We start from the raw sequence: 26,902 nt of genomic DNA, 5'->3' as shown, positions 1-26,902 counted from the left end.
AACCAATGCCAGAACGAGATTTCCACGGCCACATCGGTCGTACGTACGACGAATCGGAACCGTGGTGGCCCGAACAGACCCGGGCCCCCGAGGACGCCCCGAACGTCCTACTGATAACGCTCGACGACGTCGGCTTCGGACAGCTCGGCTGCTACGGCGGCCTGATCGACACCCCGAACATCGACCGCCTCGCCGACGACGGCCTCCGCTACAACAACTTCCACACGACCGCGCTGTGCTCGCCGACGCGCAGTTGTCTGTTGACGGGCCGGAACCACCACTCCAACGGGATGGCCGCCATCGCCGAGTCATCGACGGGCTTCCCGGGCTACGACGGCCACATCCCCCACGAGAACGGGATGGTCTCGGAAGCGCTCGTCGAGGAGGGCTACAGCACCTACGCACTCGGCAAGTGGCACCTCACGCCAGCCGAGTCGACGAGTGCGGCCGGTCCCTACGACCAGTGGCCGTTACAGCGGGGATTCGAGCGGTTCTACGGCTTCCTTGGCGGCGATACAGACCAGTACACGCCGGCGCTGGTCCACGACAACCACCAGGTCGAACCACCGGCGACGCCCGACGAGGGCTATCACCTCACCGAGGACCTCGCCCAGCGCACCATCGAGTTCATCGGCGACGCCAAGCAGGTCGACCCCGACAAACCCTTCTTCACCTACTTCTGTCCGGGCGCGGCCCACGCGCCCCACCAGGTGCCCCAGGAGTGGATAGAGAAGTACGAGGGCCGGTTCGACATGGGCTGGGACGCGGCCCGCGAGCAGATCCTGGAGCAACAGAAGAAGGCTGGCGTCGTCCCGGAGGACACCGAGCTGTCGCCCCGGAACGAGGACGTCGACCGCTGGGACTCGCTCTCGGACGAGGAGCAGGAGCTCTACGCCCGCATGATGGAGGTGTACGCGGGCTTCCTCGAGCACACCGACGCCCAGATCGGCAAGGTGCTCGACTACCTCGAGGAACTCGGCGAACTGGACAACACCCTCGTGATGGTGGTCTCGGACAACGGCGCCAGCGCCGAGGGCGGCCCGACCGGCTCCGTCAACGAGAACCGCTTCTTCAACAACGTCCCCGAGGACTTCGAGGAGAACCTCGCAGCGATGGACGAACTCGGCGGCCCCGAGCACTTCAACCACTACCCCTGGGGCTGGACGTGGGCCGGCAACACCCCCTTCCGCCGGTGGAAGCGCGAGAGCTACCGCGGCGGCAACTCGGACCCCCTCGTCGTCTCCTGGCCCGACGGCATCGACGCCGAGGGCGAGGTCCGCGACCAGTTCGTCCACGCCATCGACCTCGTGCCGACGATCTACGAAGCGGTGGGCATCGACCCGCCGGACGAGGTGAAAGGCTACTCCCAGTCCCCCATCGAGGGCACCAGCTTCGCCTACAGCTTCGACGAGCCGGACGCGCCCGAACAGCACACCACCCAGTACTTCGAGATGATCGGTACGCGGGCCATCTACCACGACGGCTGGCGCGCCGTCCGCCCGTGGCCGTTCGGCCAGCGCATCACGGCCGAGGACCTCTCGGCGACCAGCCTCGAGGAGTCAGGCTGGGAACTCTACAACCTCGAGGAGGACTTCTCGGAGGCCCACGACGTGGCAGACGAGCACCCGGAGAAGGTGCTCGAACTCGCCCAGCTCTGGTGGACCGAGGCCGGCAAGCACGACGTCCTCCCGCTCGACGGCCGTGGCGTCGAACGACTGGCGGAACCCCGGCCCCAGCCGGGGAAACCCCGCGACCAGTACGTGTACCACCCAGGCGGCCAGCACGTCCCCGAGAACGCCGCCGTGAAGGTACTGAACCGCGACCACAGCATCACCGCGGACCTGACGGTACCGATGGGCGGCGCCGAGGGCGTCCTGCTCGCACACGGGAGCCGGTCGGGCGGGTACAGTCTGTTCGTCGAGGACGACCGGCTGCACTACGTCCACAACTACGTCGGCGTCGAGGAGTACCAGGTGTCGGCGGACGAACCGCTCCCGGAGGGCGATATCTCGGTCCGCATGGAGTTCGAGGCGACCGGCGAGCCCGACGTCGCGAACGGCGAGGGCGTCCCGGCGACGGTCAGCCTCTTCTACGGCGACCAGCAGGTCGGCGAGGGCGACCTCCCGAAGACGGTCCCGATCATGATCGGTATCGTCGCCGGACTGAGCTGTGGCCGGGACGCCGTCAGCGCCGTCAGCGACGTCTACCGCGACCGCAAACCGTTCGAGTTCACCGGCGACATCGCGCGGGTGACCGTCGACGTCAGCGGCGAACCGTTCGTCGACCGCGAGGCCGAACTGGAGCGCATCATGGCGACAGAGTGACAATGAGTTCAGAACACGACACCCCACGGCCGTTTCGGTACGACGCGGAGGTCGACCCGGGTGATATCCGCCACATCCACTACGACGTGGGGGAGACCTACCTCGGCCGCCCGGTCGAGCTGCCGGTCACCATCATCAACGGCGAGCACCCCGGTCCACGCCTGTGCCTGAGCGCGGCGATACACGGCGACGAGGTCAACGGCGTCAAGGTGCTCCAGAAAGTGGCCGACCGGTACAACCCGGCGAACCTCCACGGAACCATCGTCTGCCTGCACGTCGTGAACGTGCCCGGCTACATCGCCCAGCAGCGCTACCTCCCCATCTACGACCAGGACCTCAACCGGTCGTTCCCGGGGACGAGCGGGGGCTCGACCGCCTCGCGGATGGCACGCATCATCTGGGACCGGTTCGTCAGCAAGTGCGACATCGGCCTGGACTTCCACACGTCGACGCGCAACCGGATGACCGTCTTCCACGGCCGCGCCGACATGACGGACGAGGACATCCAGCGACTCGTCGAAGCGGCTGGTATCCCGCTCGTCATCTCGAGCGAGGGCAGTTCGGGCATGCTCCGCCGGGTCGCGACCGAGAAGGGCACGCCCATCGTCACCGTCGAGATGGGCGAGGCGAACCGCTTCCAGCCGATGCTCATCGGCCTCGGACTACAGGCCGTCGAGAACGTGCTCGCGGCCTACGAGATGCACCCGGAGGCGACGCCACGGCGCTCCGAGTTCCAGAAGGTCCTCACCAGCGAGCACCAGAAGAAGTGGATCCGCGCCGACGACGGCGGCCTCGTCGAGATGAAGTGGGGGCCGCTGCCCATCGTCGACGAGGGCGAGACCATCTGCGTCATCTCGGACCACTTCAGGACGGAGGAGCACGTGGTCGAGGCACCGTTCGACGGCTACCTCGCCGGCATCCTGGCGAACCCGCGGGTCCTGCCGGGCCACCCACTCGTCCACCTGGTCGAACTCGACGACGAGGACCGCGAACACGTGCGCAGAACCTACGAGGACGTCGGGTACGCACGACACGGCACCTTCCACTGGATGGGTAAGATGGGCCAGCAGATGGTCGAACCCCTCTTCGAGGACAGACAGGGCGAGGAACCAGACGACGGCTGACGCACCGAACGAAACTATGGCAACCACCACCGAACCCAGGACCGACTCACTCGCCGAGGACGCGTACGGATTCGGCTTCCAGGACCGGACGACCATCGCGTCGCTCGACGACGGCACCTACCACATGTCGGGGGTCGTCCCCGTGGAGGCGTGACCACCGATGGCCGTCATCCTCGAATCGCTCGCGACGCTGTCGGTGCTGGTCTTCGTCGTGAGCAGCATGCTCGCGATGGGGTTGAGCCTGACTATCAGTCAGATACTCGATCCCCTGGGAGACCTCCGCCTGGTCGCGAAGGCATTGGCGGTCAACTTCGTGCTGGTTCCCCTCGTCGCGTATCTCGTCCTGCTGGTCATTCCGCTCTCGGAGGCGCAGTCCATCGGTGTCGTCCTGCTGGCGACGGCCGCCGGTGCGCCCTTCCTGCCGAAACTCGTCGAGTTCGCGAAGGGCGACGTCGCCTTCGGGGTCGGACTCATGGTCCTGCTGATGGTCGTGACGGTCGCGTACGTTCCAGTTGTCCTCCCGTTCCTCCTCCCGGGCGTGCAGGTGGACCCGGTCGAGATCGCGAGTTCGCTGGTCGTCCTGATGCTCATCCCGCTGGCCGTGGGGCTGCTCGTGAAGGCCCGCTACGACGAGACGGCCGCCTGGATTCAGCCGAAGGCCAACCAGGCATCGAGCGTCGCGCTGGTGTTCCTCGTCGTGCTCATGCTTGTGCTGAACGTCCAGACGCTCATCAGCGTCGTCGGCACGGGCGTGCTGGTGGCCTTCGCGGTGCTCATCGCCGTCTCGTTCGGACTGGGATGGGTGCTGGGAGGGCCAGAGCATGGGACCCGGCCGGTGCTCGGCCTGGGGACGGCACAGCGGAACGTCTCGGCGGCGCTGGTGGTCGGCGCGGCGAACTTCGACGACCCCGACGTGGTGGTGATGCTCGTCGTGGGGGCGACGCTGATGGGACTGCTCATCGTCGTCGCCAGCGAACTGGGCAAGCGGACCGGGCGGACCGAACCGGTCGAGGTAGCGGGGGCGACCTATGACGACTGAGCGGGGCGGCACGCTGACACGAACGCGGGCGACCGCAGCACTGGAGGATAACGAAATGACTCGACACGAACCACAGCAGACGACGCACCGAGAACAGACGCATCGAGAACAGCGCGAGGAGACCGACCGATGAGCCCCCGACAACGCCGAGAGCGCCGACAGGCACGACGGCGGGGCGGTCCCGCAGCGACGACGCGGTACCGGATGCGAGAGAAGCTACTCACGATCGGGGACGACTTCGTCATCGAGACGGCCGAAGGCACCCCGGCGTTCAGGGTCGACGGCAAAGCCTTGCGACTGCGGAACACCATCAAGCTACTCGACCGGGCGGGGAAGCCCCTCTACAGCGTCCAGGAGCGCATGCTTCGACTCAGGGAGACGATGGTGATAGAGCGGAACGGGAGGCGAGTCGCGTCCATCCAGAAGGCGTTCGTGACGCCGCTCCGGGACCGCATGACCGTCGACGTCGCCGGCGGTCCACCGTTGCAGATTCGGGGGAACATCCTCGACCACGAGTACACCATCACACGGAACGGCGCACCGGTGGCCACCGTCTCGAAGCGGTGGTTCCGCATCCGGGACACCTACGGCGTCGAGGTACAGCCGGGCGAGGACCACGCGTTCGTCCTCGCCGTCACCGCCGCCATCGACACGATGTGAGCGCGGGGACGACCTCGACCAGTCGGTCGACCCCGGGCGGCCTTCGAGCCGCCGATAAGGTGGGATTATCGCCACGGTGGGAAGGGTCGTGCTCCGTCACCGCTGGGTAACAAAGGACGAACGCGCCGTCGGGGGGAGTAATCCGACCAGCGATGACCGACACAGACACCGAGCCACCGGACGCACCGCCCGACGACGGGATGGTCTGGGTCCCGGGAGGGACCTTCACGATGGGGTCGACGGAGTTCTACCCTGAGGAGGCCCCGACGCGCGATGTCACCGTCGACGGGTTCTGGATGGAGCAGACCCCGGTCACCAGCGCCGAGTTCGCCACGTTCGTCGACGAGACCGGCTACACGACGGTCGCAGAGCGCGACCCGGACCCGGATGACTACCCGGGTGCCGACCCGGACGACCTCGTTCCGGGCTCTGCCGTCTTCCGCTCCCCAGACGGCCCGGTGAATCTCCGCGACCCCAACCAGTGGTGGGACTACGTCGGAGGGGCCGACTGGCGGCACCCCCTCGGCCCCGACAGTTCGATCGAGGACCGCATGGACCACCCCGTCGTTCACGTGACCTACGAGGACGCCCGGGCGTACGCCGAGTGGGCAGGCAAGCGACTGCCGACCGAGGCGCAGTGGGAGCGCGCCGCCCGTGGCGGCCTGGAGGAGAAACGGTTCGTCTGGGGTGACGAACACGTGCCCGACGGGCGATTGCAGGCGAACACCTGGCAGGGGGAGTTCCCGCACGAGAACAAGACGCTGGACGGCTACGAACGCACCTCGCCGGTCGGGGCGTTCCCCGCCAACGGGTTCGACCTCTACGACGTCGCCGGTAACGTCTGGGAGTGGACCAGCGACTGGTTCAGCGCCGACCCGACCGCCGGCGAATCGCCGACGTGCTGTACGCCGACGAACCCACGAGGCGTCTCCGAGGATGCGAGCGTCGACCCGCGCGACCCCTCCCAGATGCCACGCAAGGTCCTGAAAGGTGGGTCCCACCTCTGTGCGCCGAACTACTGCTTCCGGTACCGCCCGGCAGCACGCTACCCCGAACCGATAGACACCTCGACCAGCCACGTCGGGTTCCGGTGCATCGCGTCGCCCCGACCGTGACCGACGCTTCGCCGGTCGTGGCGCCACGGGGATGGTGCCCGACGGTCTGCGTGCCCGGGGAACGCTGACATGTCCTCGTTCGCACCCCTCGCCACCGAGTATTCCCTCGTCACAGGCATCCCGTTTCTGGTCGTCCTCGCCCTCGCCCACCTGTTCAGGGGACGGTGGTGGACCGACGACCAGAAGGCGCTTCGATGGTGGCTGTCAGCAGCGGGCGGGGCGTCCGTCGCGTACGTCTTCGTCCTCCTCCTCCCCGAGGTGAGCGAGGCGGCCCTGACGGTCGGCCAGATCCGCGGCGACGCACTGCTCGCAGAGCAGGAGGTCTACGTCGTCGCGCTCGTCGGCTTCGTCGCCTTCTACGGGATCGAGGTGTTCGTCACCCGGCGCAGGGACAAATCCGTCGAGGACGCGCCGCTGGTCTACTGGTCGCACCTCGCCGTCTTCACCGTCTACAGCGCCATCATCGGCTACCTCCTGTTCCACCAGGAGGCCCAGGATGCCGCGAACCAGTTCTTCTACGTCCTCGCGATGGCCTTTCACTTTCGCGTCACCGACTACGGGCTCTATCGCCATCACGGGCAAGCGTTCGACCGAACCGGGCGCTGGATACTCACGACCGCCACGCTGGTCGGCGGCGTCGCCGGGTTCACGACCGAGTTCGGCGGCCTCCCGCTGGCGATGGCCTACGGGTTCGTCGCCGGAGCCATCGTCTTCAACGTCGTCAAAGAGGAGTTACCCGACGTCGACGAGAGTCGGTTCACCGCGTTCGGAGTCGGCACCCTCGTCTATACGGTCGTCTTACTTTTGGTCTGAGGACCCGCCGTCTCGTCGACGGCGACGACCGACAGGAGCAACCCGTTCGATGACACGAACGCACAGATTTATACCTCCCAGGTGCCGAGTAGCAGTCGATTACCAGCCGATGATCGCTCCGCCCGCAGACCGCCCGGACGCGACGACGAAGATAGACTGCGAGACCACCGGCGGATACAACGTCAAGCCAGGCGTTCACGTCTACGAGTTCTGTCCGTTCTGTGGCCACCCGGTCGTCGAGGGCGACGACCACGAGCTAGTCATCACCGTCCCGTCGTGAGTTCAGGTCGGGTCGTTCACGTACCCATACCGGCACGTTCGTCGAACGTGTCCGCGTTCCGTGTTCGTCGTCTCCAGTAGCGAGCCGGTCGGTACCAGGTTCTACTCGCCGTGCCAGTCTAGTGTAATTCCGCCTCGCGAGAGTCGAAACCGCCGCGTGTGACCGTTGCAGTGGTGCGCACGGGTCGGGCAAGTCCTCGAGAACGGGACCCTGGACGCGAGGCTCGAAGCGAAGGCCGTACGGTACGAAGGCCGTTCGATACGGGGCCAGTTATATAAATTCGATTACTGGATGGCGTACGTTACAGGACGAACGTACGTAGTGCACCGAACGACGAACCGGCCCATCGGTCACGTAGAGTGGGGAAACAGACCGGCGTCGGTGGGAGGGGCACACGTGAGACGACCATCGAAAGCAGCCACGGGCGTCGTGCTGGTGGTCTACCCGCGACGCGGGTGCCGGGAGAGAACTCGACCGTCGACCCGTGAGCTGCGACGGTCCTGTTACCACACGAGCCGGGACGTCCGACTGGTAAGATAACCATGTATAACACTTTCCTGATTATTTTGTTCGATACCGGGCGTCGGTTCGCGCCGTGTACACGGTTCCCTGGGAGAGATGTCGGGGTCCTCGGGTACCCTCGACCGGCAGTAGTCCCCGGCGATGACCACGGTATCGGGGGTCACGAACGGCTCCTCCTTCGGTTTCGTCCGCCGATGCCGACAGTGTGCAACCCGCCGGGATGCTGTTACAACCGTATCTTCGTAACGGGAGATTATCGTTCGAGTTACTCGGACGTCAGCAGCCGTAGACCGGGCACTGCCGTGGCAACGACGTCTCGTGTTCGTCTCGGCTGTCAGGTCGTCCTGTCCGTCTCGCACGTCCCGTCGCACCTCGACTGGCCAGGTGTGTCGTCCGTCCCGCTGGGGAAAACTGGCGCGAGCAGAGCATGCGCGACCGGTCGTCCCAGTTACTCGGATTCCCGTCCGTCGTCGACCCGGCACGCTCTGCGGTTCGAACACCCCGTCGCCCCTCGAACGACCCTCAGAACGCCACCGCGTCGAGGATGCCCTCCTTGACGCTGATGGCCTGCGGGAGGTAGTAGTCCTCCAGCGCGTGCAGCGGCATCGGGGCGTCCATCCCGGAGATGCGCTTGACCGGCGCTTCCTGGTAGAGCAGCGCCTCCTCCTGGATGACGGAGCTGATCTCCGCGCCGACGCCGCCGGTCTTCGGGGCCTCGTGGACCACGGCGGCCCGTCCCGTCTTCTTGAACGACTCGGCGATGGTGTCGACGTCCAGGGGCGAGAGCGTCCTGAGGTCGACGACCTCCACGTCGACGCCGTCCTCGGCGAGTTCCTCCGCGGCGACCATCGTCGGCCGGGTCATCGAACCCCACGTGTAGACGGAGACGTCGGTCCCTTCGCGGCGAACCGCGGCCTCGCCCAGGGGGACCTCGTGCGACCCGGTTGGGACGTCCTGTCGGAACGCCCGGTAGACGAGCTTCGGTTCGAGGAAGACGACCGGGTCCGGGTCGCGGATGGACGCCGCGAGCAGTCCCTTCGCGTCGGCGGGCGTGCTCGGAATCACGACCTTCAGTCCGGGTTCGTGGACGAAGAACGCCTCCCTGGACTCGGAGTGGTGCTCGGGCGCGCGGATGCCGCCACCGTAGGGTGCACGGACGACCATCTGGCAGTTGTGCCTGCCCTGGGTGCGACTCCGGATGCGCGAGGCGTGACTGACGAGCTGGTCGAAGGCGGGGTACATGAAGCCCATGAACTGCATCTCGGGGACGGGCTTCAGCCCGCTCAGCGCCAGGCCGATGGACGCCCCGACGATGCCGGACTCGGCGAGGGGCGTGTCTATCACGCGCTCCTCGCCGAACTCGTCGTAGAGGCCCTCGGTGGCGCGGAAGACGCCACCGTTCTTCCCGACGTCCTCCCCGAGGACGACGACGCCGTCGTCCCGTTCCATCTCCGTGTGGAGGGCGTCGCGGACGCCCTCGACGAGGGTCATCGACTCCGTCTCGACGGTCGCGGTCTGCTGGCTCATCCTACTCGTCACCCCATTCGACGAGGGCGTCGTCGCCGTACTTCTCGCGCAGTTCCTCCAGCTCCGCCAGTTGCGACTGGAGTCGCTCGGGCGGCTCCTCGTACACGTGCTCGACGATCTCCTCCGGGTGGGACTCGGCCTGGCTGGCCTGCGCCAGGGCGTCGCCGATCTTGGTCTCTATCTGCTCCGATATCTCCGCGTCGAGTTCGTCGTCGAGGAGTCCCTCGTGGCGCAGGAACTGCTCCATGCGCGCGAGTGGGTCCCACTCGCGCCACTCCTCGGCGGCGTCCTCGGCGCGGTAGACGCTCGGGTCGTCGGCCGTCGTGTGTGCGCCGTAGCGGTACTGCACGGACTCGATGAGCGTCGGCCGAGACTGCTCCGGACCGGGGTTCTTCGCCTTCAGGATGGCCTCGCGAGTCACCTGGTAGACCGCCAGCGGGTCCATCCCATCTACTCGGACGCCCTCGATGCCGTACCCGTCCGCCTTCTGTGCGATGGTGTCGCTGGCGGTCTGGCGCTCGCGCGGGACCGAGATGGCCCACTGGTTGTTGTTGCAGACGAACACTGCCGGCGCATCGAAGACGCCGGCGAAGTTCAGCCCCTCGTGGAAGTCGCCCTCCGAGGTCGCACCGTCGCCGAAGTGACACAGGCACGCGCGGTCGTCTTCGCCCTGCTTCTGGTAGCCCCACGCCATCCCCATCGCCTGGGGAATCTGCGTCGCGATGGGGATGTACTCCGGCATGACGTTGACGCCCTCGGGGACGGCGTAGCCGTCTCTGTGCCCCTGCAGGGGCGAGAGGAGGGCGCTCAGGTCCACCCCGTGGACGTGCTTCGCGGCGTGGTCCCGGTAGGTCGGGAACAGCCAGTCCTGCTCGTCGAGGGCGTAACTCGTCGCGACCTGGGAGCCCTCCTGGCCCGTCATGGGCGCGTACGTCGCGATGCGGCCCTGGCGCTGGAAGCTGATCGCCCGCTGGTCGTAGCGCCGCGCCAGCTTGATGTCGGCGTACATCGCGAGTAGTTCCTCGTCGGAGAGGTCTGGTACCTCGGCGTCGGGCAGGACGTGGCCCTCCGCGTCGAGGATACGGGCCATGCCGTCGTCCGTCTGTGGTTCGACTGGGTATGAATCCGCGTCGGTGTCGTGTTGGGTACTCATGCTCGTGCTCGTGTTCGAATCCGCCGCTGGTCGGTCGTCCGCGTCGCCCGCTGCTCGTCGCGTCGGACGGGAGGACCACGGAACGTCGCGGTCGCCCCCGGTGCGTGTGCCGTCATCGTTCCCGGACTCGTCGGGGTGCCCCGTCACGCGTGACGTGGCCCGTTCCGTGACGGGACCCCTCCGTTCGGCCGGGGTCCGGCGGTCTCCCGAGTCGAGCGGGAACGGAGTCGGGCTGCCAGGAACCCTGTGAACGAGCGAAACACGCCAAACTCGGCACTCGGTCGGTCGAGTGTCTGGACGACGGCGCGAACTGCTCGGGTTCTGGCAGGTGCCATACAACGGACGATACGAGCAGAAGACATAATTATTGCGTGAGTTGCGTTGGCACGAACCCCCGACGGGAGACGACGTTCGAGACGGGTAGCGACGGAGGCGTCCCGTCGTCGTCTCCATGGCTCGCGAGAGTGACTGGACTCTGTCCGGTCGGGTCACCTGGAGTCGACCGACGTCGGGTCTCGGTTCGAGTATCGACCGCCACGACTCGTTCCCAGTCCGCTGAGGGGTCACACGTCCCGGCTGGCGGGGACAAGGATGAAATATCGGCGCCGCGAGCGTATCGTATGCCAGAGTTACTGGACGGAGAGACGGCCGTCGTGACCGGCGGTGCGAGCGGGAACGGCCGTGCGATCGCGACGAGACTGGCCGAGTACGGGGCGAACGTCGTCGTCGCGGACGTTCGCGAAGAGCCACGGGAAGGTGGCGTCCCGACCCACGAACTGATCCGGGAGCAGACCGGCGTCGACGCCGAGTTCGTCGACTGTGACGTGACCCGGTGGGACGACCTCGTCGCGGCGACTCGTGCGGCCGACGCGCTGGGCGGACTCACCGTCATGGTCAACAACGCAGGCGTCATCAGGAACGGACCCATCACGGAGTTGACCGAAGCGGAGTTCGACCTCGTGATGGACGTGAACGTCAAGGGAACCTTCCTCGGGTCCAAGGCCGCGGCACAGGCGATGCTGGAGGGTGACGGTGGCTCGATAATCAACATCTCGAGTATGGCAGGGCTCGTCGGCGGGAGCGAGAACAGCATCTACTGCGCGTCGAAGGGGGCCGTGCGACTCCTCACGTACTCGCTGGCCGCGGAACTCGGCGCTCGCGACGTCAGGGTCAACGCCATCCACCCGGGACCCATCGAGACGAAGATGATCGAGGACGACATCCCCATCGTCGGGACCGACCGGGCGGAGGACTACCGGCAGTCGATTCCGCTCCAGGAGTTCGGCCAGCCCGAGGACGTCGGGAACGCCGTCGTGTACCTCGCGAGCGAACTCTCCGGGTACGTCACGGGGTCCTCGCTGGTGGTCGACGGCGGGATCTCCAACACCGGCGGCGTCAACTGAGACGGGCGAACGCGTCGCAGGTAGCGCCCGCGAGGGTGGTCATCCGTCCCTGTGCTGGACCGTACTCGTCGCGGCAGGTGACTCCTCACGTCTCCCTGCCGAGTTCGTGGCCGTGGTAGACGGCGTCCGCGATGCGACGGGGGGAGACGCAGTCCCCTATGGCGTGTATCTCCTCGATCTCCGTCTCGGCCCGGAGCGTCTCCTCGTCGGCCCTGAGTTCCCGGTAGAGGTCGTCGTTCGACGTCCGCATCGTCGTGAACACGACGTGGTCGGCGCCGAACGTCGTCTCCGCCCCCGAGTAGACGTTGGCTGCGACGACCGAGTCGTCGTCGACCCGGGAGAGCGCGTGGTCGGGGACGAAGTCCACGCCCGACGAGTAGAGGTCGGAGTATATCGACTTCCGTTCGAAGGTGTGGAGCGTCTCCTGGAACGCGCTCGTCCGAGGCGTGACGAACGTGACGTCGTTGTCGTCGGCGAGCGTCTGGGCCACGCCGGCGCTGACGTTGTAGCCCTCTTCGTCAAAGATGACGACGCGTTCGTCCGAGAGGTCGGCGTCGATCGCCGCCTCGGGGGTCAGGACGTGGTCGCTGTCCCACCCGGGAACTGGCTGGTGGGTCCCCGACGTGATGCCCTTCTCGGACCACTGCCCACCCGTCGCGATGACGACGATCTCGGCACCGTAGGTGCGAACGTCGTCGTAGTCCATCTCTGCACGGCTGCCGGTGTGGACTGCGACGGAGTCGAGCCTGTCGAGTTCCGTCTCCCGCCAGTCGCGGACTCGCTTCCACTCGGCGAGTCCGGGCAGACTCCCCTCGAAGTTCACGCGACCCCCGAGCTCCGACTCCTTCTCGTTGAGGTGGACGATGTGTCCCCGTTCGCCGGCGACACGCGCGAACTCCGTCCCCGCCGGACCACCACCGACGACGAGGATGCCCTTCGGTTCGTCGACCTCGTCGTACTCCTCGGGTCTCCAGCGTTGCTCCTCGCCCACCGTCGGGTTCTGGGTACAGATGAGGGGAATCCCCTGCCTGGACTGTGAGACGCAGATGTTGCATCCGATGCACTCGCGAATCTCACCGACCCGACCGTCGCTGACCTTCTTCGGCCAGTGCGGGTCCGCGATGGACTGGCGAGCCATCCCGATCATGTCGACGGCACCGCGTTCGAGGATGCTGACGGCGTCACCGGGGTCGGTGATGCGACCGGTTCCGCCGACCGGGACGTCGAGTCGCGCCGTCGCCTCCTCGACGAACTCCATCTGGTAGTTCTTCGAGTGCTTGCGACTCGGGCCGATCATGTCGTCGATGGACTGCTTGACGCCGATGTCGACGTCCCAGAAGTCGAGGTCGTCGCCGATGCGTTCGAGTATCTCCAGGCCCTCCCCGTCCTTCGTGAGGCCGCCGTCGACGCGCTCGTCGATGGTGTACCGCGCGCCGATGGCCATGTCGTCGGTGATGCCGTCCTCGACGCTCTCGATGACCTCCTCGAAGAAGCGCATCCGGTTCTCCAGGGACCCACCGTACTCGTCGTCGCGGTCGTTGTAGAACGGGGAGAGGAACTGCGAGATGAGGTAGCCGTGTGCAGCGTGGAGTTCGACGCCGTCGTACCCGGCCCTGCTGGCGCGTTCGGCCGCGTCGCCGAACGCCGTCACTATCTCCTGGATGTCGTCGTGCTCCATCTCCTTCGGCGTGTAGTACCTCCCGCTCGGCGTCTGCGAGGACGACAGTGGGGGGTGGCGCGTGTCGTAGTTCGAAGCCGTGAGTCCACCGTGCCAGAGTTCGACGAATATCTTCGACCCCTGGTCGTGAACCGCGTCGACCAGTTCCCGCTGTGGCGGGATGGTCTCATCGCTGTGGATGAAGCCCGGGTCGACGGGGGTCACGTCCGTCGATTCGTGTATCTGGCTGTACTCCTGGATGATGAGACCGAAGCCGCCCTTCGCCTTCTCGGCCCGGAACGCCGTCTGCTGGTCGCCGAGGCCGTAGGCGTTCCCGTGCGGTGGCTGGTAGACGCGGTTCGGGACCGTGACCGGACCCAGTTCTACCGGCTCGAACAGGCGCTCGTACCCTGTTGGCATATGCCAGTACGTCTCGCCACGCAGAGTAAAGTCCTTCCGGATAGTTTCACGCGATTCGAGACGGGAACGCATCCCGAAAAGTGCGGAGAACGGACCGGGTCCGACGGCGGTTCAGCGTGATTCAAGGTGGGGCCTCCCGCCTCAAGGAGCGAGCGAAGCGAGCGAGTAGGCCGGAGAGGAACCCGTCACGGTACGACACCAGCCATGCTCGATGGCGGGCTGACTCCCCCACCGAACCGGTACCAATATAAAGAACAGAGCATACATCTGAAACACTGATGGAGGTCCGTCGCACCGTCCCCGTCAAGCTTGACGTAGCCGACAGCGACGCCGACCTCCTCCACGAGACCATCTCCGAGTTCCTGTGGGCTGCGAATTACGTCGTAGACTACGCGTGGCAAGGCGAGTACAAAACCACGAATAAAGCCGAACTCCAACGCGAAACCTACGACGACGTGCGGGCAGAGACGCGGCTGCAAGCGAACCTCGTCCAGAACGCTCGCAACAAGGCCGCCGACGCCGTACAGGGTGTCGTCGCTCGGTGGAAGCAAGGCGACTACGCGGGGAAACCGCAAGTCACAGCTCCGACGCTCGTCTACGACAAGCGGTGTGCGACGTTCAACGACGACCACGCGACACTCTCGACCGTTGAAGGACGCATCACCGCCGAGTATGTCCTCCCCGACGAGGGACGAGAGACGCCCCACTCGGAGTATCTGTTCAACGATGGTTACGAAGTGACGGGCGGGGAACTTCACTACCGAGACGGTGAGTTCTACCTTCACGTTCGAACAAAGGCGGACGTAGAGTCCGAGACTGCCGACGACGGCAACGCCGGGCACAGCACAGTCCTCGGCGTTGACCTCGGCATCGAAAACGTCGCCGTCACTTCCACAGGGACGTTCTGGAACGGGTCGGAGTTGAACCACTGGCATCGTGAGTTCGAGAAGCGACGTGGGTCGCTCCACCAGCGTGGCACGCGGGCCGCCCACGAAACCATCCAGTCGGTCGGACGCACCGAGACGGGCCGCTACGACCACTTCTTACACGCCGTCTCGAAGGAACTCGTCGCGGAAGCTGTCGAGAACGACTGTGACGTGATTGCGTTCGAGAACCTGACGGGGATTCGTGAGCGGATGCCGAACGCCAAGAAGTTGCACGCGTGGGCGTTCCGACGGCTATTCGAGTATGTCGAATACAAAGCAGAGGTGGTCGGCGTGTCGGTCGAACAAGTGAGTCCCGCGTACACCTCTCAACGGTGTTCCAAGTGCGGGTTCACCCACGAGGACAACCGTCCGACTGCGGATGGACAGGACGTATTCGGGTGCCTGAAGTGTGACTACTCACCCCATGCGGACTACAACGCGGCGAAGAGCATCGGGCTGAAGCATCTCCGCTCGGCGCAAACGTCGTCGGGCGGAGGCGCATCCGTAAACGTGCGCTTGAATCGCGGGACGTTGAATGTGAATGGCGAGTACGAGCCTGCCGCTGACGGCGGCCAGAACGGGAGTCCACGCGAAAACCCCACCCTCAACGAAGCGAACGGCGAAGCCGTGAGCGAGTAGGGTGGGGTAGTTTACGCGAAGCCCTGAACACCGATGTACCGGTCGACGATTTCGTCGTTGGCCGCGAGTTCCTCGCTGGTCCCGTCCCAGACGATCCGCCCCTCGTCGAGCACGAGAACGCGGTCGGCGACGTCCAGTGCGAGGTCGATGTCGTGCTCGATTATCATCACGGCGAGGTCCTGCTCCGAGGTCAGGCGGTCGAGGAGGTTCGCCACCTTCTCGACGAACTGCACGGCGAGGCCCTGGACCGGTTCGTCGAGCAGGAGCAGGTCCGGGTCGGCCGCGAGCGCCTGTGCGATGGCGACCATCTGCTGTTGCCCGCCGGAGAGGTCTGCCGCCCGGGACCGTTCGTACTCCCGGAGGTCGGGGAACAGGTCGTAGAGGTACTCGAAGTCCGGTTCCACGTCCCGTTCGAGCGTCGGCAGTCTGACGTTCTCGCGGACGGTCAGGTGAGGGAACACCTTCTCGTCGGCGGCGACGAAGGAGACGCCCTTGCGGCCGATCACGTGGGGCGGCTGGCCGTTGATGACCTCGCCGTCGTACGTGATGGTCCCCGACCGGGGTTCGAGGAGGCCGGCGACGAGTTTGTACGTCGTCGTCTTCCCGGTCCCGTTCCGGCCGAGGTACGCGACGACCTCGTCGCTGTCGACGTCGAACGAGATGCCGTCGAGGACGTGGTGGTCGCCGTAGTAGGCGTGCACGTTCTCCAGCTGGAGGAGCGGCACGTCGGTCACGACGACGTCACCCCCCGGAGGTAGGCATCCTGAACGGCCGGGTCCGAGAGCGTCTCCTCCGGCGGACCCGACGCGAGCAACGTCCCGTCGTGCATGACGACGAGTCGGTCGGACACGTCGCGGACGACGTCGAGTTTGTGCTCGATGAGCAGGACCGCGTACTCGTCCGCCAGGTCGCCGACCACGTCGAAGACGAGTTCCTTCTTGTCGACCGCCAGCCCCGCCGTTGGTTCGTCGAGCAGGAGGACGTCCGGTTCCGGAGCGAGTGCGATGGCGATCTCGAGCAGCCGTTTGTACCCCTGCGAGAGGTTCTCGGCGGCCGTCGTCCGGTCCTCTTCGAACCCGACGAGGTCCAGTATCTCGCTCGTTCGCCGGTTGACGTCCGAGTCCGACAGCGCGTCGTCGAACACGTTCGCGTAGGAGACGTCGCTCACGGCCTGCACCGCGAGGCGCACGTTCTCGAACGCCGGGAGTTCCTCGAAGAGATTCGTTATCTGGTAGGTACGCGAGAGTCCGTGGTGGACGCGGGTCTCCGGTCCCTTTCCAGTCACGTCGACGCCGTTCAGTTCGATCCGTCCCGCCGTCGGTCGCATCGCTCCGGCGAGGAGGTCGAACGTCGTCGTCTTGCCCGCCCCGTTCGGCCCGATGACGCTCGTGAACTCGTCGTAGATGTCCACGTTCAGGTCGTCGACCGCCGTCACGGCGGCGAACTCCTTGCGCAAGTCGGTACAGCTGACGATGGGGTCGTTGTCGTGCGTCATTCCTCGTTCCCTCCTGCACTCGCCGCCGTCGATTCCGTCGCCTCCGTGCTGGACTCGTCGTCGAGGAGGACGCCCTCGACGCGCCGAACGCGGGAGAACCCGAGCGCACCCGCGATACCGCTCCTGAACCGGAGCACCGTCAGCATGAACAGGAGCCCCAGCAACAGCGGCCATCGCTCGGGGAGCCGGGCGAGGAGCGCCGGTGCGCCCTCGGGGATGAACCCCGCGAGATACGTCGACAGCGCGTACTGCGTGCCGATGACGAACCCGGCGCCGATGATGGGGCCGACGAGCGTGCCGAGCCCGCCGATGAGTATCATGAACAGTCCGTCGCCGGTGGTCGTCCAGTAGAGCGTGCTCCCGGGTGCGACCTGGGTGAAGTACGCCGCGTAGAGCGACCCCGACAGGGCCGCGAGCGCCCCCGACAACGAGAAGACGGCGAGTTTGAACGCCCGGACGTCGTAGCCGATGGCGCGGGCGCGGTCCTCGTTCTCGCGGATGGCCTGCAGGACGTGTCCGAAGGGCGACCTGACGACGGACCGCGTCAGCAGGTACGTCCCGACGACTGCGACGAGCGCCATGTAGTAGTACCCGATGGGTTCGAACGGGTTGAACTGGTATCCGAGCACGGTCGGTGGGTCGATGATGATGCCGGTGTCGCCCCCGACGTAGTCCCAGCTCTGGAAGAGCGTGTAGAACACCTGTGCGACGCCGAGGGTGATCATCGCGAAGTAGACGCCAGACCGGCGGAACGCCACCGCTCCGACGACGAACGCGAACGCCGCGGTTCCCGCGATGGCCCCGGGAACGGCCAGCACGAACGGCACCCCGAACTTCTCCATGAGTACCGCCGTCACGTACGCCCCCGACCCGAGGAACACGGTGTGGCCGAAGCTGACGTAGCCGGTGTAGCCGACGAGCAGGTTGAAGCTCATCGCGAACACGGAGAATATCATCACCTCGATGGCGATGCTCGTGATGAACGGCAGGCCACCGACGACGTTCGCGACGAGGGGGAACACAGCCACGATGGCGAGTGCCGCCACGCCGGCGTGCTGAGTTCGGACCGTCTCTGCGACGTCGTCGGTCGCATCGAGGACGCTCATACCTCCACCTCCGCCTCACCGAGTATCCCCTGCGGTCGGAGCAGGAGGATACCGATCATCAGCAGGAACGTCACGGTCCCGGCCGGAATCGGCGCGTAGACGGCCGAGAATTGCCAGACGATTCCGATGAGGAGTCCGGCGATGACCGACCCCCAGAAGGAGCCGAGTCCGCCGACGATGACGACGATGAACGCGGGCAGGATGATCGAGGACCCGACGGTCGGGTCGATCGCCCGGTAGATGTACACGACGCCGCCGAGTGCGGCGATGGCCGACCCGAGACCGAACACGGCCGTGAACGCACGCTCTACGTTCAATCCGAGCGTTGCGGTGCGGTCGGTGTTGTACACTCCGGCACGGACGATGAGGCCGTACCGGGTGCGCGAGAGGAACAGTGCCGTCCCCGCGACGACCCCGACGCCGAGCAGGATGGTGAACAACCGGTAGTACGGGAGGCTGATACCAGCGAGCGACACGGCACCGTCGAACGCCGGTGGCCGCGACGGAACGCCCGGTGGCGCGGCCCCCCAGACGTACTTCACCGCCTCCTCGATGACGACGGCGAGACCGAAGGTCAACAGCAGCTGATAGATAGGTTCGGTCTCGTACAGCGGTTTGAAGACGGTCTTCTCAAGGCCCGCTCCGATGGCGGCGACGACGAGCGGTGCGACGACGAGCGCCAGGCCGAAGCCCGCGAGACCGCCACCGGCCAGTTTCATCACCGCCAGCCCGACGTACCCGCCGAGCATGAACAGTGCGCCGTGGGCGAAGTTGAGGACGCCCATCAGGCCGAAGACGAGCGAGAGACCCAGCGCTACCAGTACGAGGATCATCCCGTACGAGACGCCGTTGACGAGCGTCGTCGCGATGTCACCGAGCCCGATCGACAGCGGGGTCATACCGTTCACAGTTCGATGCCCGTACACCCCGTCTCGCCACAGGGGCGAATGCTCGATTCCGCGTCGAACGTCTCGTCCAGGACCGGCTCGACGTCCATGGGGCCGTCGGAACTCTCCTCGAAGTGCCCGAGGTACATCGGGAACTCGGCCTGGTGGTCACATTCGCGGATGTGGTAGTTTCCATCGCCCCTGGCGGTCTTCTCGACGGTCATGCCGTGCCACTCCTCGATGAGCGGGTCGGCGTCGCTGGAGCCAGCGGCCTGCATGCCCTGTGCGATGGCGTAGCCGCTCGCGTGTGCGCCGGCGGTGAAGATGGACGGGACGGTGTCCCAGTGGTTGGAGTACTGTTCGATGATCCAGTCGTTCGTGTCGTTGTCCGGGAAGGTCCAGAAGTACTTCGGAATCCCGCTGAAGCCCATCGCCGCCGTTCCGACCTGTTGCATCCATGGGACCGTCGTGACGCCGGTCGCAGTGACGTTGAAGTCGGCACCGGCGTCGGCGAGGTCACGGCTGAACCGGATGCCGTCGGTTCCCGTCAGCGCGACGACCATCGCGTCCGCCCCGCTCTCCTGTGCGTTCTGGAGGTACGGCGTGAAGTCGGAGGTGCCCGGTGCGGCGTACGATTCACCGGCGGCGGTTCCACCGTTGTCCTCGATGACGGACTTCCACTGGGCGACCGAATCCTTCCCCCACGAGTAGTCGGCGCCGACGAAGTAGAAACTCGACCCGAGGTTGTTCGCGGCGTACGCGCCACCGGCGAGCGCGTCCTGATACGTCGTCTGTGAGAGTCGGAACGTGTACTTGTTACAGTTCTCGCCCGTCAGCGAGGTTGCGGCCGCAGTGTCGATGAACATCGGTTTGCTCGCGTCGGTCGCGACGTCCTGAACTGCTGCCGCGACGGACGAAGAGACGCTCCCCTGGAGGATGTCGACCTGGTCGTTCTGGACCAGCTTCCGGGCCTTCTGGCGGCCCGTGTCGGCCGCCAGTTCGGAGTCCTCCGCGATTATCTCGACGGTGATGCCGCTTCCCTCGACCGTGTTCGAGTCGGCGAGACCCCCGGTGTCTGCGTCAAGAGCCTGTGCGAGTCCGAGCTTCAACCCCCTGATGACGGAGTTGCCCAGGTGGGCGTACGGCCCCGAGGTGTCGGTCACGACGCCGATGGAGAGGCTGTCAGCGCTGCCGCCACCGCCACCACCGAGACAACCCGAGAGCCCAGTCAGGCCGGTCGCGCCGGCCGCCGATGCTAGCTTCAGCAATCGCCGTCTGCCAATGTCAGACATACACTCTACGTCCCATTCATCCATTATAAATGCTCGGTCCCGAGGGGGTTCGACCTGCGCCGTCGGCGCACGACGCGTCGGCCGTCGTCGTGGGCCACGCATGCCCGTCGCGGTGTCGTCTCTGTCCGTGTCGACCGGGGACGTTCCGGACCTACTGCACGTGACACGAACTACGAAACGCAACAGACTAATCTAGAACCGAGTTAACAAGGCACACGATACCCGGCCTGTAGCGCACTGCCGTCGAAGAGGCCCCGGGAGAGCCGACTAGTCCAGTCCCTGCCTGGACAACCAGCCGTGCGGTCCGTCACGGTCTGACTGGGTTCCGACACGACGGCCGACGCGGGCAACCGGGCAGCGGTACTCTCCAGTTCGCCACCGAACGGGACACCTGCCCGACGTCGTCGTGGCGGCTGGAACAGGTCACCGAACTGGAGAGACACCTGTTGGGAAACTGCCCTGTCACCGTCTCGAACGGGCACCACGGGTGTCCAGTCGCAACCCGTTCGACGGCGTCCCGTTGGCCCAGCACCGCCTCACGGACCGGACCCGAACTCGGACCGTCGTTCTGGCCGGGGAAGAAACACCTAACTGGCCGTCCTCGGTACGTCAGTCCACATGGAGAGTGTCAATCCGGCCACCGAGCGCCTCGTCAGCGAGTACGAGTCGCTCTCCGAACGCGAGTTAGACGACGCCATCGACCGTGCAGACGCCGCGTACCAGACGTGGCGCGACCGGCCCATCGAGGAGCGCCAGCGCCTCCTCGCCGACGTCGCGACGGTCCTCCGCGACGGCGTCGACGAGTACGCCGAACTCATCACGCGGGAGATGGGCAAGCCCATCTCGGAGGCCCGGAGCGAGGTCGAGAAGTGCGCGTGGGTCTGCGACTACTACGCCGAGAACGCCGGCGCACACCTCGCGGACGAGCGAATCGGGACCGTCCCCGAGGCGAACACGAAGGTCGTCTACGAACCCCTCGGTGCCGTCCTCGCCGTGATGCCGTGGAACTACCCGTTCTGGCAGGTGTTCCGGTTCGCCGCACCCACGCTGACGGCCGGCAACGTCGGCCTGCTCAAGCACGCCTCGAACGTCCCCGGGTGCGCGGTGGCAATCCAGGAGATATTCGAGGCGGCCGGCTACCCCGACGGCGTGTTCACGACGCTGCTCGTCGGGTCGGGCGACGTCGAACGGGTCGTCGCCGACGACCGGGTCGAGGCGGCCACGCTCACCGGCAGCGAGTACGCCGGCCGGAAGGTGGCCGAGACGGCCGGCTACCACCTGAAGAAGACCGTCCTCGAACTCGGGGGGAGCGGTCCGTTCGTCGTCCTCGACGACGCCGACCTCGACAACGCGGTCGAGACCGCCGTCACGGCGCGCTACATGAACACGGGGCAGTCGTGCATCGCGGCGAAGCGGTTCGTCGTGGTCGACGACGTCCACGACGAGTTCGTCGAGCGCCTCACCAGCGCGGCCGACGCCCTCACCGTCGGCGACCCGATGGACCCGGAGACCGACGTCGGCCCCCTCGCGAAGGGGAAGTTCGTCGACGAACTGCACGAACAGGTCGAGGCGAGCCTCGATTCCGGCGCGACCCTGGAACTCGGCGGCGAGGCGCTCGACCGCCCCGGGCACTACTACGCACCGACCGTCCTCACGGACGTTCCACACACCGCACCGGCGGCCTGCGAGGAGACGTTCGGCCCCGTCGCGGCCGTGTTCTCCGTCGCCGACGAGCGAGAGGCCGTCGAACTCGCGAACGACTCGCGGTTCGGCCTCGGCGCGAGCGTCTGGACGGAGGACCGCGACCGTGGCGAGCGAGTGGGTCGCGAGCTGGAGACGGGGTGCGTCTTCGTCAACGAACTCGTGAAGTCCGACCCGCGCGTCCCCTTCGGCGGCATCAAGGCGTCAGGGTACGGCCGCGAACTCTCGAAGCAGGGCATCCGCGAGTTCGTCAACCGGAAGACGCTGTGGGTGCAGTAGGGTCGACCGACCCGGCCCGGACCGCGTACACCGATAGAACAAAGGCGAACGCGGTGGAAGTCGCGCTAACTGCCGCACGCGCGGTCCTGCTCTCCGCACCGGTATCGAAGCGTCCGTCGGCGCGTCGACCGACGGTGACGGAGCGCGGTCCGTGCGTCGGTCACAGCGGAACTCAAATCCCAATCCACATGACTACCGTAAGCACACAGATCGTTCGGACGCTCGAGGACCTCGACGTCGACTACCTCTTCGGCTACCCGGGTGGCCGGGCCATCGAACTCCTGGAGGCGCTCGCGGACTCGGACATCGAGGTCGTCCGCCCGCGCGACGAGCGCGAGGCGAGCGTGATGGCGGAGATGTACGGTCGCTACCACCAGGAACCGGGCGTCTTCACCGGCCAGGGCCCGTGGGTCGGGAGCATCGGGGCCATCGGCCAGATGGAGGCCCGACTCGGGTCGTCGCCGATGGTCGCCATCACCGAGGCGTCAGAGCGTGGCGACTACTCGACGCTCGCACCCTACCAGCAGGCCCGCGGCGACTACGGCGGGTTCTCCCTGCCGAAGATACTCGACGGAATCACCAAGGAGTGGTGGTTCCCGCGCACGCCGAACGAGACGCTCCGGTCGACGCAACTGGCGTTCAAGCACGCGACGGCCGGTCGGCCCGGTCCGACCGCCGTCATCCTCGACGGCGACGCCGTCACCAGCGAGGTGCCGACCGACGAGGTCCCGCCCGTCTGGTCGCCGGAGCGCCAGACGAGGAACTGGGAGTCGGCGCCGGCCGAGTCGGACGTGGCCGAGGCGGCCGACGCGCTGTCGAACGCAGAGCGTCCGGTCGTCGTCGCGGGCAACGGCGTCCACGTCTCGCAGTGTTACGACGAACTGGAGGCGGTGGCCGAGGCGTACGACGCCGTCGTCGCCACGTCGTACCTCGGGAAGTCGACGTTCCCGGAGACGCACGAACGGGCGGCAGGCGTCATCGGGTCGTTCGGCCACGAGGGTGCGAACCAGGTCGTCTCGGAGGCCGACGTCCTGCTCGTCGTCGGCTGTCGCATGAACCCGATGGACACCAACTGGCAGGCCGCCTCGTTCATCCGGCCCGACGAACAGACCATCGTCCACGCCGATATCGACACCAGGAACGCCGGCTGGGTCTACCCCGCCGACGTCGGCCTCATCGGTGACGCCGGGAACTCGCTCGCGTCGCTCGTCGTCGCGTCGGGCGGACGGAACGGTTGGGCGCTGGACCGCGCCGCGGAGGCCAGGGAGGACTTCCACTCGCCCGAGTGCGACTCGGACTCGACGCCCATCCTGCCCCAGCGGGCCGTCTCGGCCATCGACGCCATCGTCGACGAGGACACCATCGTCACGGCCGACTCCGGCAACAACCGGTTCTGGCTGCTGAACTACCTCCAGACGCCCGCTGTCCGGACGTACTTCGGGAGCGGTGGCGTCGGCGGGATGGGCTGGGCCGGTCCAGCAGGCGTCTCGGCGGCCATCACGACCGACAGGGACGTCGTTGCGGTCGCGGGCGACGGCGGGTTCACGATGACGATGACCTGCGTCGAGACGGCCGTCGAGTACGGCGTCGCCCCGACGTTCGTCGTCCTCAACGACACGAGCCTCGGGATGGTCCGCCAGATGGACGACTCCATCCCGGGCGTCGAGTTCCACGACACCGACTTCGCGACGGTCGCCGAAGGGTTCGGCGCGGACGCGATGCGCGTCGACGACCCCGCGGACCTCGACGACAGACTCGCCGAGGCGAAGGCCGCTGACGTCCCGACGGTGGTCGACGTGCGCATCGACCGCGAACCGGACATGGCAGAGACGCTCCAGTCCTCGTTCTACGCCGAGGTCGGCGGCCTGCACGAGTAGCGACGGCCAACGCAACGTTTTTTGCGCGGTCGCGTGAGTATCGAAGGGATGGCAGCAACAGAGACGGTACTCGTTACTGGTGGCACCGGTTTCATCGGGTCGTACGTGGCCCGGGACCTCGTCGACCACGGCCACGACGTCGTCGCCTACGACCTCTCGACGGACCCGCGAATCCTCGAGAAACTCGGCATCGCCGACGACGTCGATATCCGACGCGGGGACGTGAGCGACCCGACCGACGTCGTGAACGCTGTCGCCGAGACGGGCGCGAGTCGCATCGTCCACCTCGCGGCGCTGTTGACGACCACGGCCGAGGCGAACCCCCGGGCGGCGATGCAGGTCAACGTCGAGGGGACGAACAACGTCTTCGAGGCGGCCCGAACCCTCGACGACCAGGTCGAACGCGTCGCCTGGGCGTCGTCCGCTGCGGTGTACGCGCCGCCTGCGAACTACGACGACGGCGGCGACTGGTGGGTCACCGAGGACGACCTCGTCTACCCCGACACGCTCTACGGCGCGACCAAAGAGTACAACGAACACCAGGCCCGCGTCTACAACGAGGAGTTCGGCGTCGACCACGTCGCCATCCGGCCGACGGTCGCCTACGGCCCCTACCGCGAAACCGGCGGGAGCGCGTTCCTCGCCAACATCGTCGAGAAACCCGCCGTCGGCGAGTCCTTCTCGGTGGAGTACGGCGACCAGGAGATCGACTGGCAACACGTCGAAGACATCGCCCAGGCGTTCCGCCTCGCCGCCTTCACACCAGAGGAGGACCTCTCCCAGCGCGTCTACAACGTCCGCGGCGAACTCGCCACCATCCGCGAAGCCGCCGACACCGTCCAGCGAATCATCCCCGACGCCGACATCGACGTCAGCGACGACGGCGAACTCCCCTGGACCCAGCGCCTGGACATGACCGCCTTTCAGGACGACACCGGCTACCAGGTCCAGTACGACCTCGAATCCGGCTTCCAAGCCTACATCGACGTGCTGCGGGAGGAAGCCGGACTCGAACCGCTCTGAAGCGTAACAGCGCCTTCTCCGTCGCTAGTCCTGGGTCTGGCTGTACTTCGCGACCCACTCTTTCAGGGTGATGCCCATCGCGGACTGGGTGATGGCGTTCGAGGACGCCGAGTTCGCGCTCTTGACGAGTTCGGCCTCCAGGGTTCGCGTCGGGACCTCCCCGAGGAAGTGGGGGATGGCGCGCTGGACCGCCAGCGGTGCGCCGACCTCGTGGGCCAGCGCGTACCCCGAGATGGAGTGGGGTATCTCCTCGCTGGCGTAGTGCTCGCGGTCGGTGCCCGCCAGAACGTCGGCGTCGACGAAGTCGACGTACTCGTAGCACTTGCCGACGTCGTGGAGCAGACAGGCCGCGACGACGACGTCGAGGTCCGGGTCCGCACCGTGGAACTCCCGCTGTATCTCGGCGGACTCGACGGCGATCTTCGTCACACCCCGGACGTGTTCGACGTTGCTGACCTCGTGGATGTTCCAGGCGTAGGGGATGTCCCCGACGTCCCGCCACCCGCCGCGTTCGAGACCCAGCACCCACGCCTCGACGACCTGGTCGCGCAGGTCGTCGTCCTCGATGTGGTCCAGTTCCGGGTACGCCTCCCGGACCTGCGCCGCGTAGTCCGGTCCGGCCATCTCAGTAGCCCTCGACGTCTTCGACCTCGCTCTTCCAGACCTTCTCCTCCCCGATGAACCGGGGTCGCTTCTCGACGGCGAGGAAGTTGTTCACGTCCTCCCTGGCTCTGGCCGCGACCTCCCGGGTCGGGTCGTAGTCCCGCGAGCCCTCGCTGCCGAGAGCTTCGTGGAGGTCGTCCAGCGTCTCGAAGTACAGTTCTGCGACGCCGTCGAACTCGGCGTTCTCCGGGTCCGTCGGATAGACGGTCTGGTAGCGGACGACGCCCTCGATGTCCTTCGCCAGCGGCGAGTGGTTGCTCTCCCAGTACTCGCGGAACTCCTCGTGGCTCATCCCGTCCTTCCGGACGAGGAACGCCGAGTGCTTGTAGAGACCGTCCGTGTCACCGTCGACCTCGTCCTTCCAGACCTTCTCCTCACCGATGAACCGGGGACGCTGGTCCACGGCGAGGAAGTTGTTCACGTCCTCGCGTGCTTTCGCCGCCACCTCCCGGGTCGGGTCGTAGTCCCGCGAGCCCTCGCTGCCGAGGGCCTCGTGGAGGTCCTCCAGCGTCTCGAAGTACAGCTCCGCCAGCCCGTCGAACTCGGCGTTCTCCGGGTCGTTCGGATACACGGTCTGGTAGCGGACGACGCCCTCGATGTCCTTCGCCAGCGGCGAGTGGTTAGTCTGCCAGTAGTCGACGAACTCCTCGTGCGTGAGGTCGTCCTGCCGGACGAGCAACGCTACGTGCTTGTACATCTATCTCACCCATCGTGGGTTCCCCTCATAAATCATCGGAAACTCCCGGTCCGCCATCGCCGGTGGTCGCGTCGCGACCGTCCGGAGAAGGTGGCTTTAAGAGCCCGGTCGTGAATCGATAGAACGTAATGTACGAGCGGAGCTTCATGGAGGGGACGCGGGGTACCCAGGCGGTGGACTGGGAGGAGCGCATCGACGTCAAGCGACTGCGCGAAGAGCGCTACGAGAAGGCGCTCTCGCGCCTCGAAGACTCCGGGCTGGGCTCGATGCTGCTCGTCTC

At 66.5% G+C, this 26,902-nt stretch carries 23 protein-coding genes and 1 pseudogene; 14 read left to right on the top strand and 10 right to left on the bottom strand.

The annotated features are described in order from the left end of the window. Window positions 1–5: 5 nt before the first annotated feature. The 8 genes from ACSC1W_RS16680 (at window position 6) to ACSC1W_RS16645 (ending at window position 7,355) form a co-directional block, all read left to right on the top strand. On the top strand, window positions 6–2,324 hold the full coding sequence (locus ACSC1W_RS16680) for an arylsulfatase (protein ID WP_435348730.1): 2,319 nt from the start codon (window positions 6–8) through the stop codon (window positions 2,322–2,324). Window positions 2,325–2,326: 2 nt separating this feature from the next. Continuing rightward, window positions 2,327–3,448: a succinylglutamate desuccinylase/aspartoacylase family protein gene (locus ACSC1W_RS16675; protein WP_435348729.1), complete on the top strand. Its 1,122-nt coding sequence runs from the start codon at window positions 2,327–2,329 to the stop codon at window positions 3,446–3,448. A gap of 16 nt (window positions 3,449–3,464) precedes the next feature. Next, entirely contained in the window at window positions 3,465–3,602 is a 138-nt protein-coding gene (locus tag ACSC1W_RS16670) for a hypothetical protein (protein ID WP_435348728.1), read from the top strand. A gap of 6 nt (window positions 3,603–3,608) precedes the next feature. Then, on the top strand, window positions 3,609–4,487 hold the full coding sequence (locus ACSC1W_RS16665; protein ID WP_435348727.1) for a bile acid:sodium symporter family protein: 879 nt from the start codon (window positions 3,609–3,611) through the stop codon (window positions 4,485–4,487). A 129-nt stretch (window positions 4,488–4,616) separates the two neighbouring features. After that, window positions 4,617–5,147: an LURP-one-related/scramblase family protein gene (locus ACSC1W_RS16660; protein WP_435348726.1), complete on the top strand. Its 531-nt coding sequence runs from the start codon at window positions 4,617–4,619 to the stop codon at window positions 5,145–5,147. Window positions 5,148–5,299: 152 nt separating this feature from the next. Next, a complete protein-coding gene (locus ACSC1W_RS16655) occupies window positions 5,300–6,262 on the top strand; it encodes a formylglycine-generating enzyme family protein (protein WP_435348725.1) in 963 nt (320 codons plus the stop codon). Between the two features lie 69 nt (window positions 6,263–6,331). After that, a complete protein-coding gene (locus ACSC1W_RS16650; RefSeq protein ID WP_435348724.1) occupies window positions 6,332–7,075 on the top strand; it encodes a hypothetical protein in 744 nt (247 codons plus the stop codon). A gap of 109 nt (window positions 7,076–7,184) precedes the next feature. After that, the gene (locus tag ACSC1W_RS16645) at window positions 7,185–7,355 is read left to right on the top strand and encodes a hypothetical protein (RefSeq protein WP_435348723.1); all 171 of its coding nucleotides are present in this window, start codon (window positions 7,185–7,187) and stop codon (window positions 7,353–7,355) included. Window positions 7,356–8,399: 1,044 nt separating this feature from the next. Here the strand turns inward: ACSC1W_RS16645 and ACSC1W_RS16640 are convergent. After that, the gene (locus ACSC1W_RS16640; protein WP_435348721.1) at window positions 8,400–9,404 is read right to left on the bottom strand and encodes an alpha-ketoacid dehydrogenase subunit beta; all 1,005 of its coding nucleotides are present in this window, start codon (window positions 9,402–9,404) and stop codon (window positions 8,400–8,402) included. A gap of 1 nt (window position 9,405) precedes the next feature. Then, a complete protein-coding gene (gene pdhA, locus ACSC1W_RS16635) occupies window positions 9,406–10,557 on the bottom strand; it encodes a pyruvate dehydrogenase (acetyl-transferring) E1 component subunit alpha (protein WP_435348720.1) in 1,152 nt (383 codons plus the stop codon). Between the two features lie 620 nt (window positions 10,558–11,177). Here pdhA and ACSC1W_RS16630 point away from each other — a divergent pair. Next, window positions 11,178–11,960: an SDR family oxidoreductase gene (locus tag ACSC1W_RS16630; RefSeq protein WP_435348719.1), complete on the top strand. Its 783-nt coding sequence runs from the start codon at window positions 11,178–11,180 to the stop codon at window positions 11,958–11,960. A gap of 85 nt (window positions 11,961–12,045) precedes the next feature. Here ACSC1W_RS16630 and ACSC1W_RS16625 read toward each other — a convergent pair whose 3' ends face one another. Beyond that, window positions 12,046–14,037, bottom strand: a complete 1,992-nt coding sequence (locus ACSC1W_RS16625; protein ID WP_435348718.1) for an oxidoreductase — start codon at window positions 14,035–14,037, stop codon at window positions 12,046–12,048. Between the two features lie 278 nt (window positions 14,038–14,315). Between ACSC1W_RS16625 and ACSC1W_RS16620 the strand changes: the two genes are divergently transcribed. After that, entirely contained in the window at window positions 14,316–15,602 is a 1,287-nt protein-coding gene (locus tag ACSC1W_RS16620; protein ID WP_435348717.1) for an RNA-guided endonuclease InsQ/TnpB family protein, read from the top strand. 11 nt (window positions 15,603–15,613) lie between these two features. On the opposite strand, the gene ACSC1W_RS16615 is transcribed toward ACSC1W_RS16620, so the two are convergent. The 5 genes from ACSC1W_RS16615 to ACSC1W_RS16595 are packed head-to-tail and all read right to left on the bottom strand — an operon-like array spanning window position 15,614 to window position 20,382. Beyond that, window positions 15,614–16,336 (bottom strand): ABC transporter ATP-binding protein, encoded by a 723-nt coding sequence (locus ACSC1W_RS16615; protein ID WP_435348716.1) that lies wholly within the window; start codon window positions 16,334–16,336, stop codon window positions 15,614–15,616. After that, on the bottom strand, window positions 16,333–17,097 hold the full coding sequence (locus ACSC1W_RS16610) for an ABC transporter ATP-binding protein (protein WP_435348715.1): 765 nt from the start codon (window positions 17,095–17,097) through the stop codon (window positions 16,333–16,335). Before ACSC1W_RS16610 ends, ACSC1W_RS16615 begins: the two co-directional genes overlap by 4 nt. Continuing rightward, entirely contained in the window at window positions 17,094–18,203 is a 1,110-nt protein-coding gene (locus ACSC1W_RS16605) for a branched-chain amino acid ABC transporter permease (RefSeq protein ID WP_435348714.1), read from the bottom strand. The genes ACSC1W_RS16610 and ACSC1W_RS16605 overlap by 4 nt, the downstream gene beginning before the upstream one ends. Then, entirely contained in the window at window positions 18,200–19,102 is a 903-nt protein-coding gene (locus tag ACSC1W_RS16600; RefSeq protein ID WP_435348713.1) for a branched-chain amino acid ABC transporter permease, read from the bottom strand. Before ACSC1W_RS16600 ends, ACSC1W_RS16605 begins: the two co-directional genes overlap by 4 nt. 5 nt (window positions 19,103–19,107) lie before the next feature. Then, window positions 19,108–20,382 (bottom strand): substrate-binding domain-containing protein, encoded by a 1,275-nt coding sequence (locus ACSC1W_RS16595; protein WP_435348712.1) that lies wholly within the window; start codon window positions 20,380–20,382, stop codon window positions 19,108–19,110. A gap of 618 nt (window positions 20,383–21,000) precedes the next feature. On the opposite strand from ACSC1W_RS16595, the gene ACSC1W_RS16590 reads away from it, so the two are divergent. From ACSC1W_RS16590 to ACSC1W_RS16580, 3 genes are all read left to right on the top strand, one after another. Then, on the top strand, window positions 21,001–22,362 hold the full coding sequence (locus ACSC1W_RS16590) for an NAD-dependent succinate-semialdehyde dehydrogenase (protein ID WP_435348711.1): 1,362 nt from the start codon (window positions 21,001–21,003) through the stop codon (window positions 22,360–22,362). 188 nt (window positions 22,363–22,550) lie between these two features. Continuing rightward, window positions 22,551–24,239 carry a thiamine pyrophosphate-binding protein gene (locus ACSC1W_RS16585; protein ID WP_435348710.1) on the top strand — a complete coding sequence of 563 codons (1,689 nt, stop codon included), beginning with the start codon at window positions 22,551–22,553 and terminating at the stop codon, window positions 24,237–24,239. Window positions 24,240–24,287: 48 nt separating this feature from the next. After that, window positions 24,288–25,262 (top strand): NAD-dependent epimerase/dehydratase family protein, encoded by a 975-nt coding sequence (locus ACSC1W_RS16580; protein ID WP_435348708.1) that lies wholly within the window; start codon window positions 24,288–24,290, stop codon window positions 25,260–25,262. 24 nt (window positions 25,263–25,286) lie between these two features. On the opposite strand, the gene ACSC1W_RS16575 is transcribed toward ACSC1W_RS16580, so the two are convergent. Beyond that, window positions 25,287–25,886, bottom strand: a complete 600-nt coding sequence (locus ACSC1W_RS16575; protein ID WP_435348707.1) for an HD domain-containing protein — start codon at window positions 25,884–25,886, stop codon at window positions 25,287–25,289. A 1-nt stretch (window position 25,887) separates the two neighbouring features. Continuing rightward, window positions 25,888–26,622, bottom strand: a complete 735-nt coding sequence (locus ACSC1W_RS16570; protein ID WP_435348705.1) for an EthD domain-containing protein — start codon at window positions 26,620–26,622, stop codon at window positions 25,888–25,890. A gap of 128 nt (window positions 26,623–26,750) precedes the next feature. Between ACSC1W_RS16570 and ACSC1W_RS16565 the strand changes: the two are divergent. Beyond that, window positions 26,751–26,902: pseudogene (locus ACSC1W_RS16565) on the top strand (aminopeptidase P family protein); the annotation flags it as partial.

The sequence above is a fragment of the Haloarchaeobius marinus genome (assembly GCF_051207415.1).
Taxonomy (GTDB): domain Archaea; phylum Halobacteriota; class Halobacteria; order Halobacteriales; family Natrialbaceae; genus Haloarchaeobius.
The sequence above is the reverse complement of the archived record's forward strand: the minus strand, read 5'-3'. Positions and strand labels throughout refer to the sequence as shown.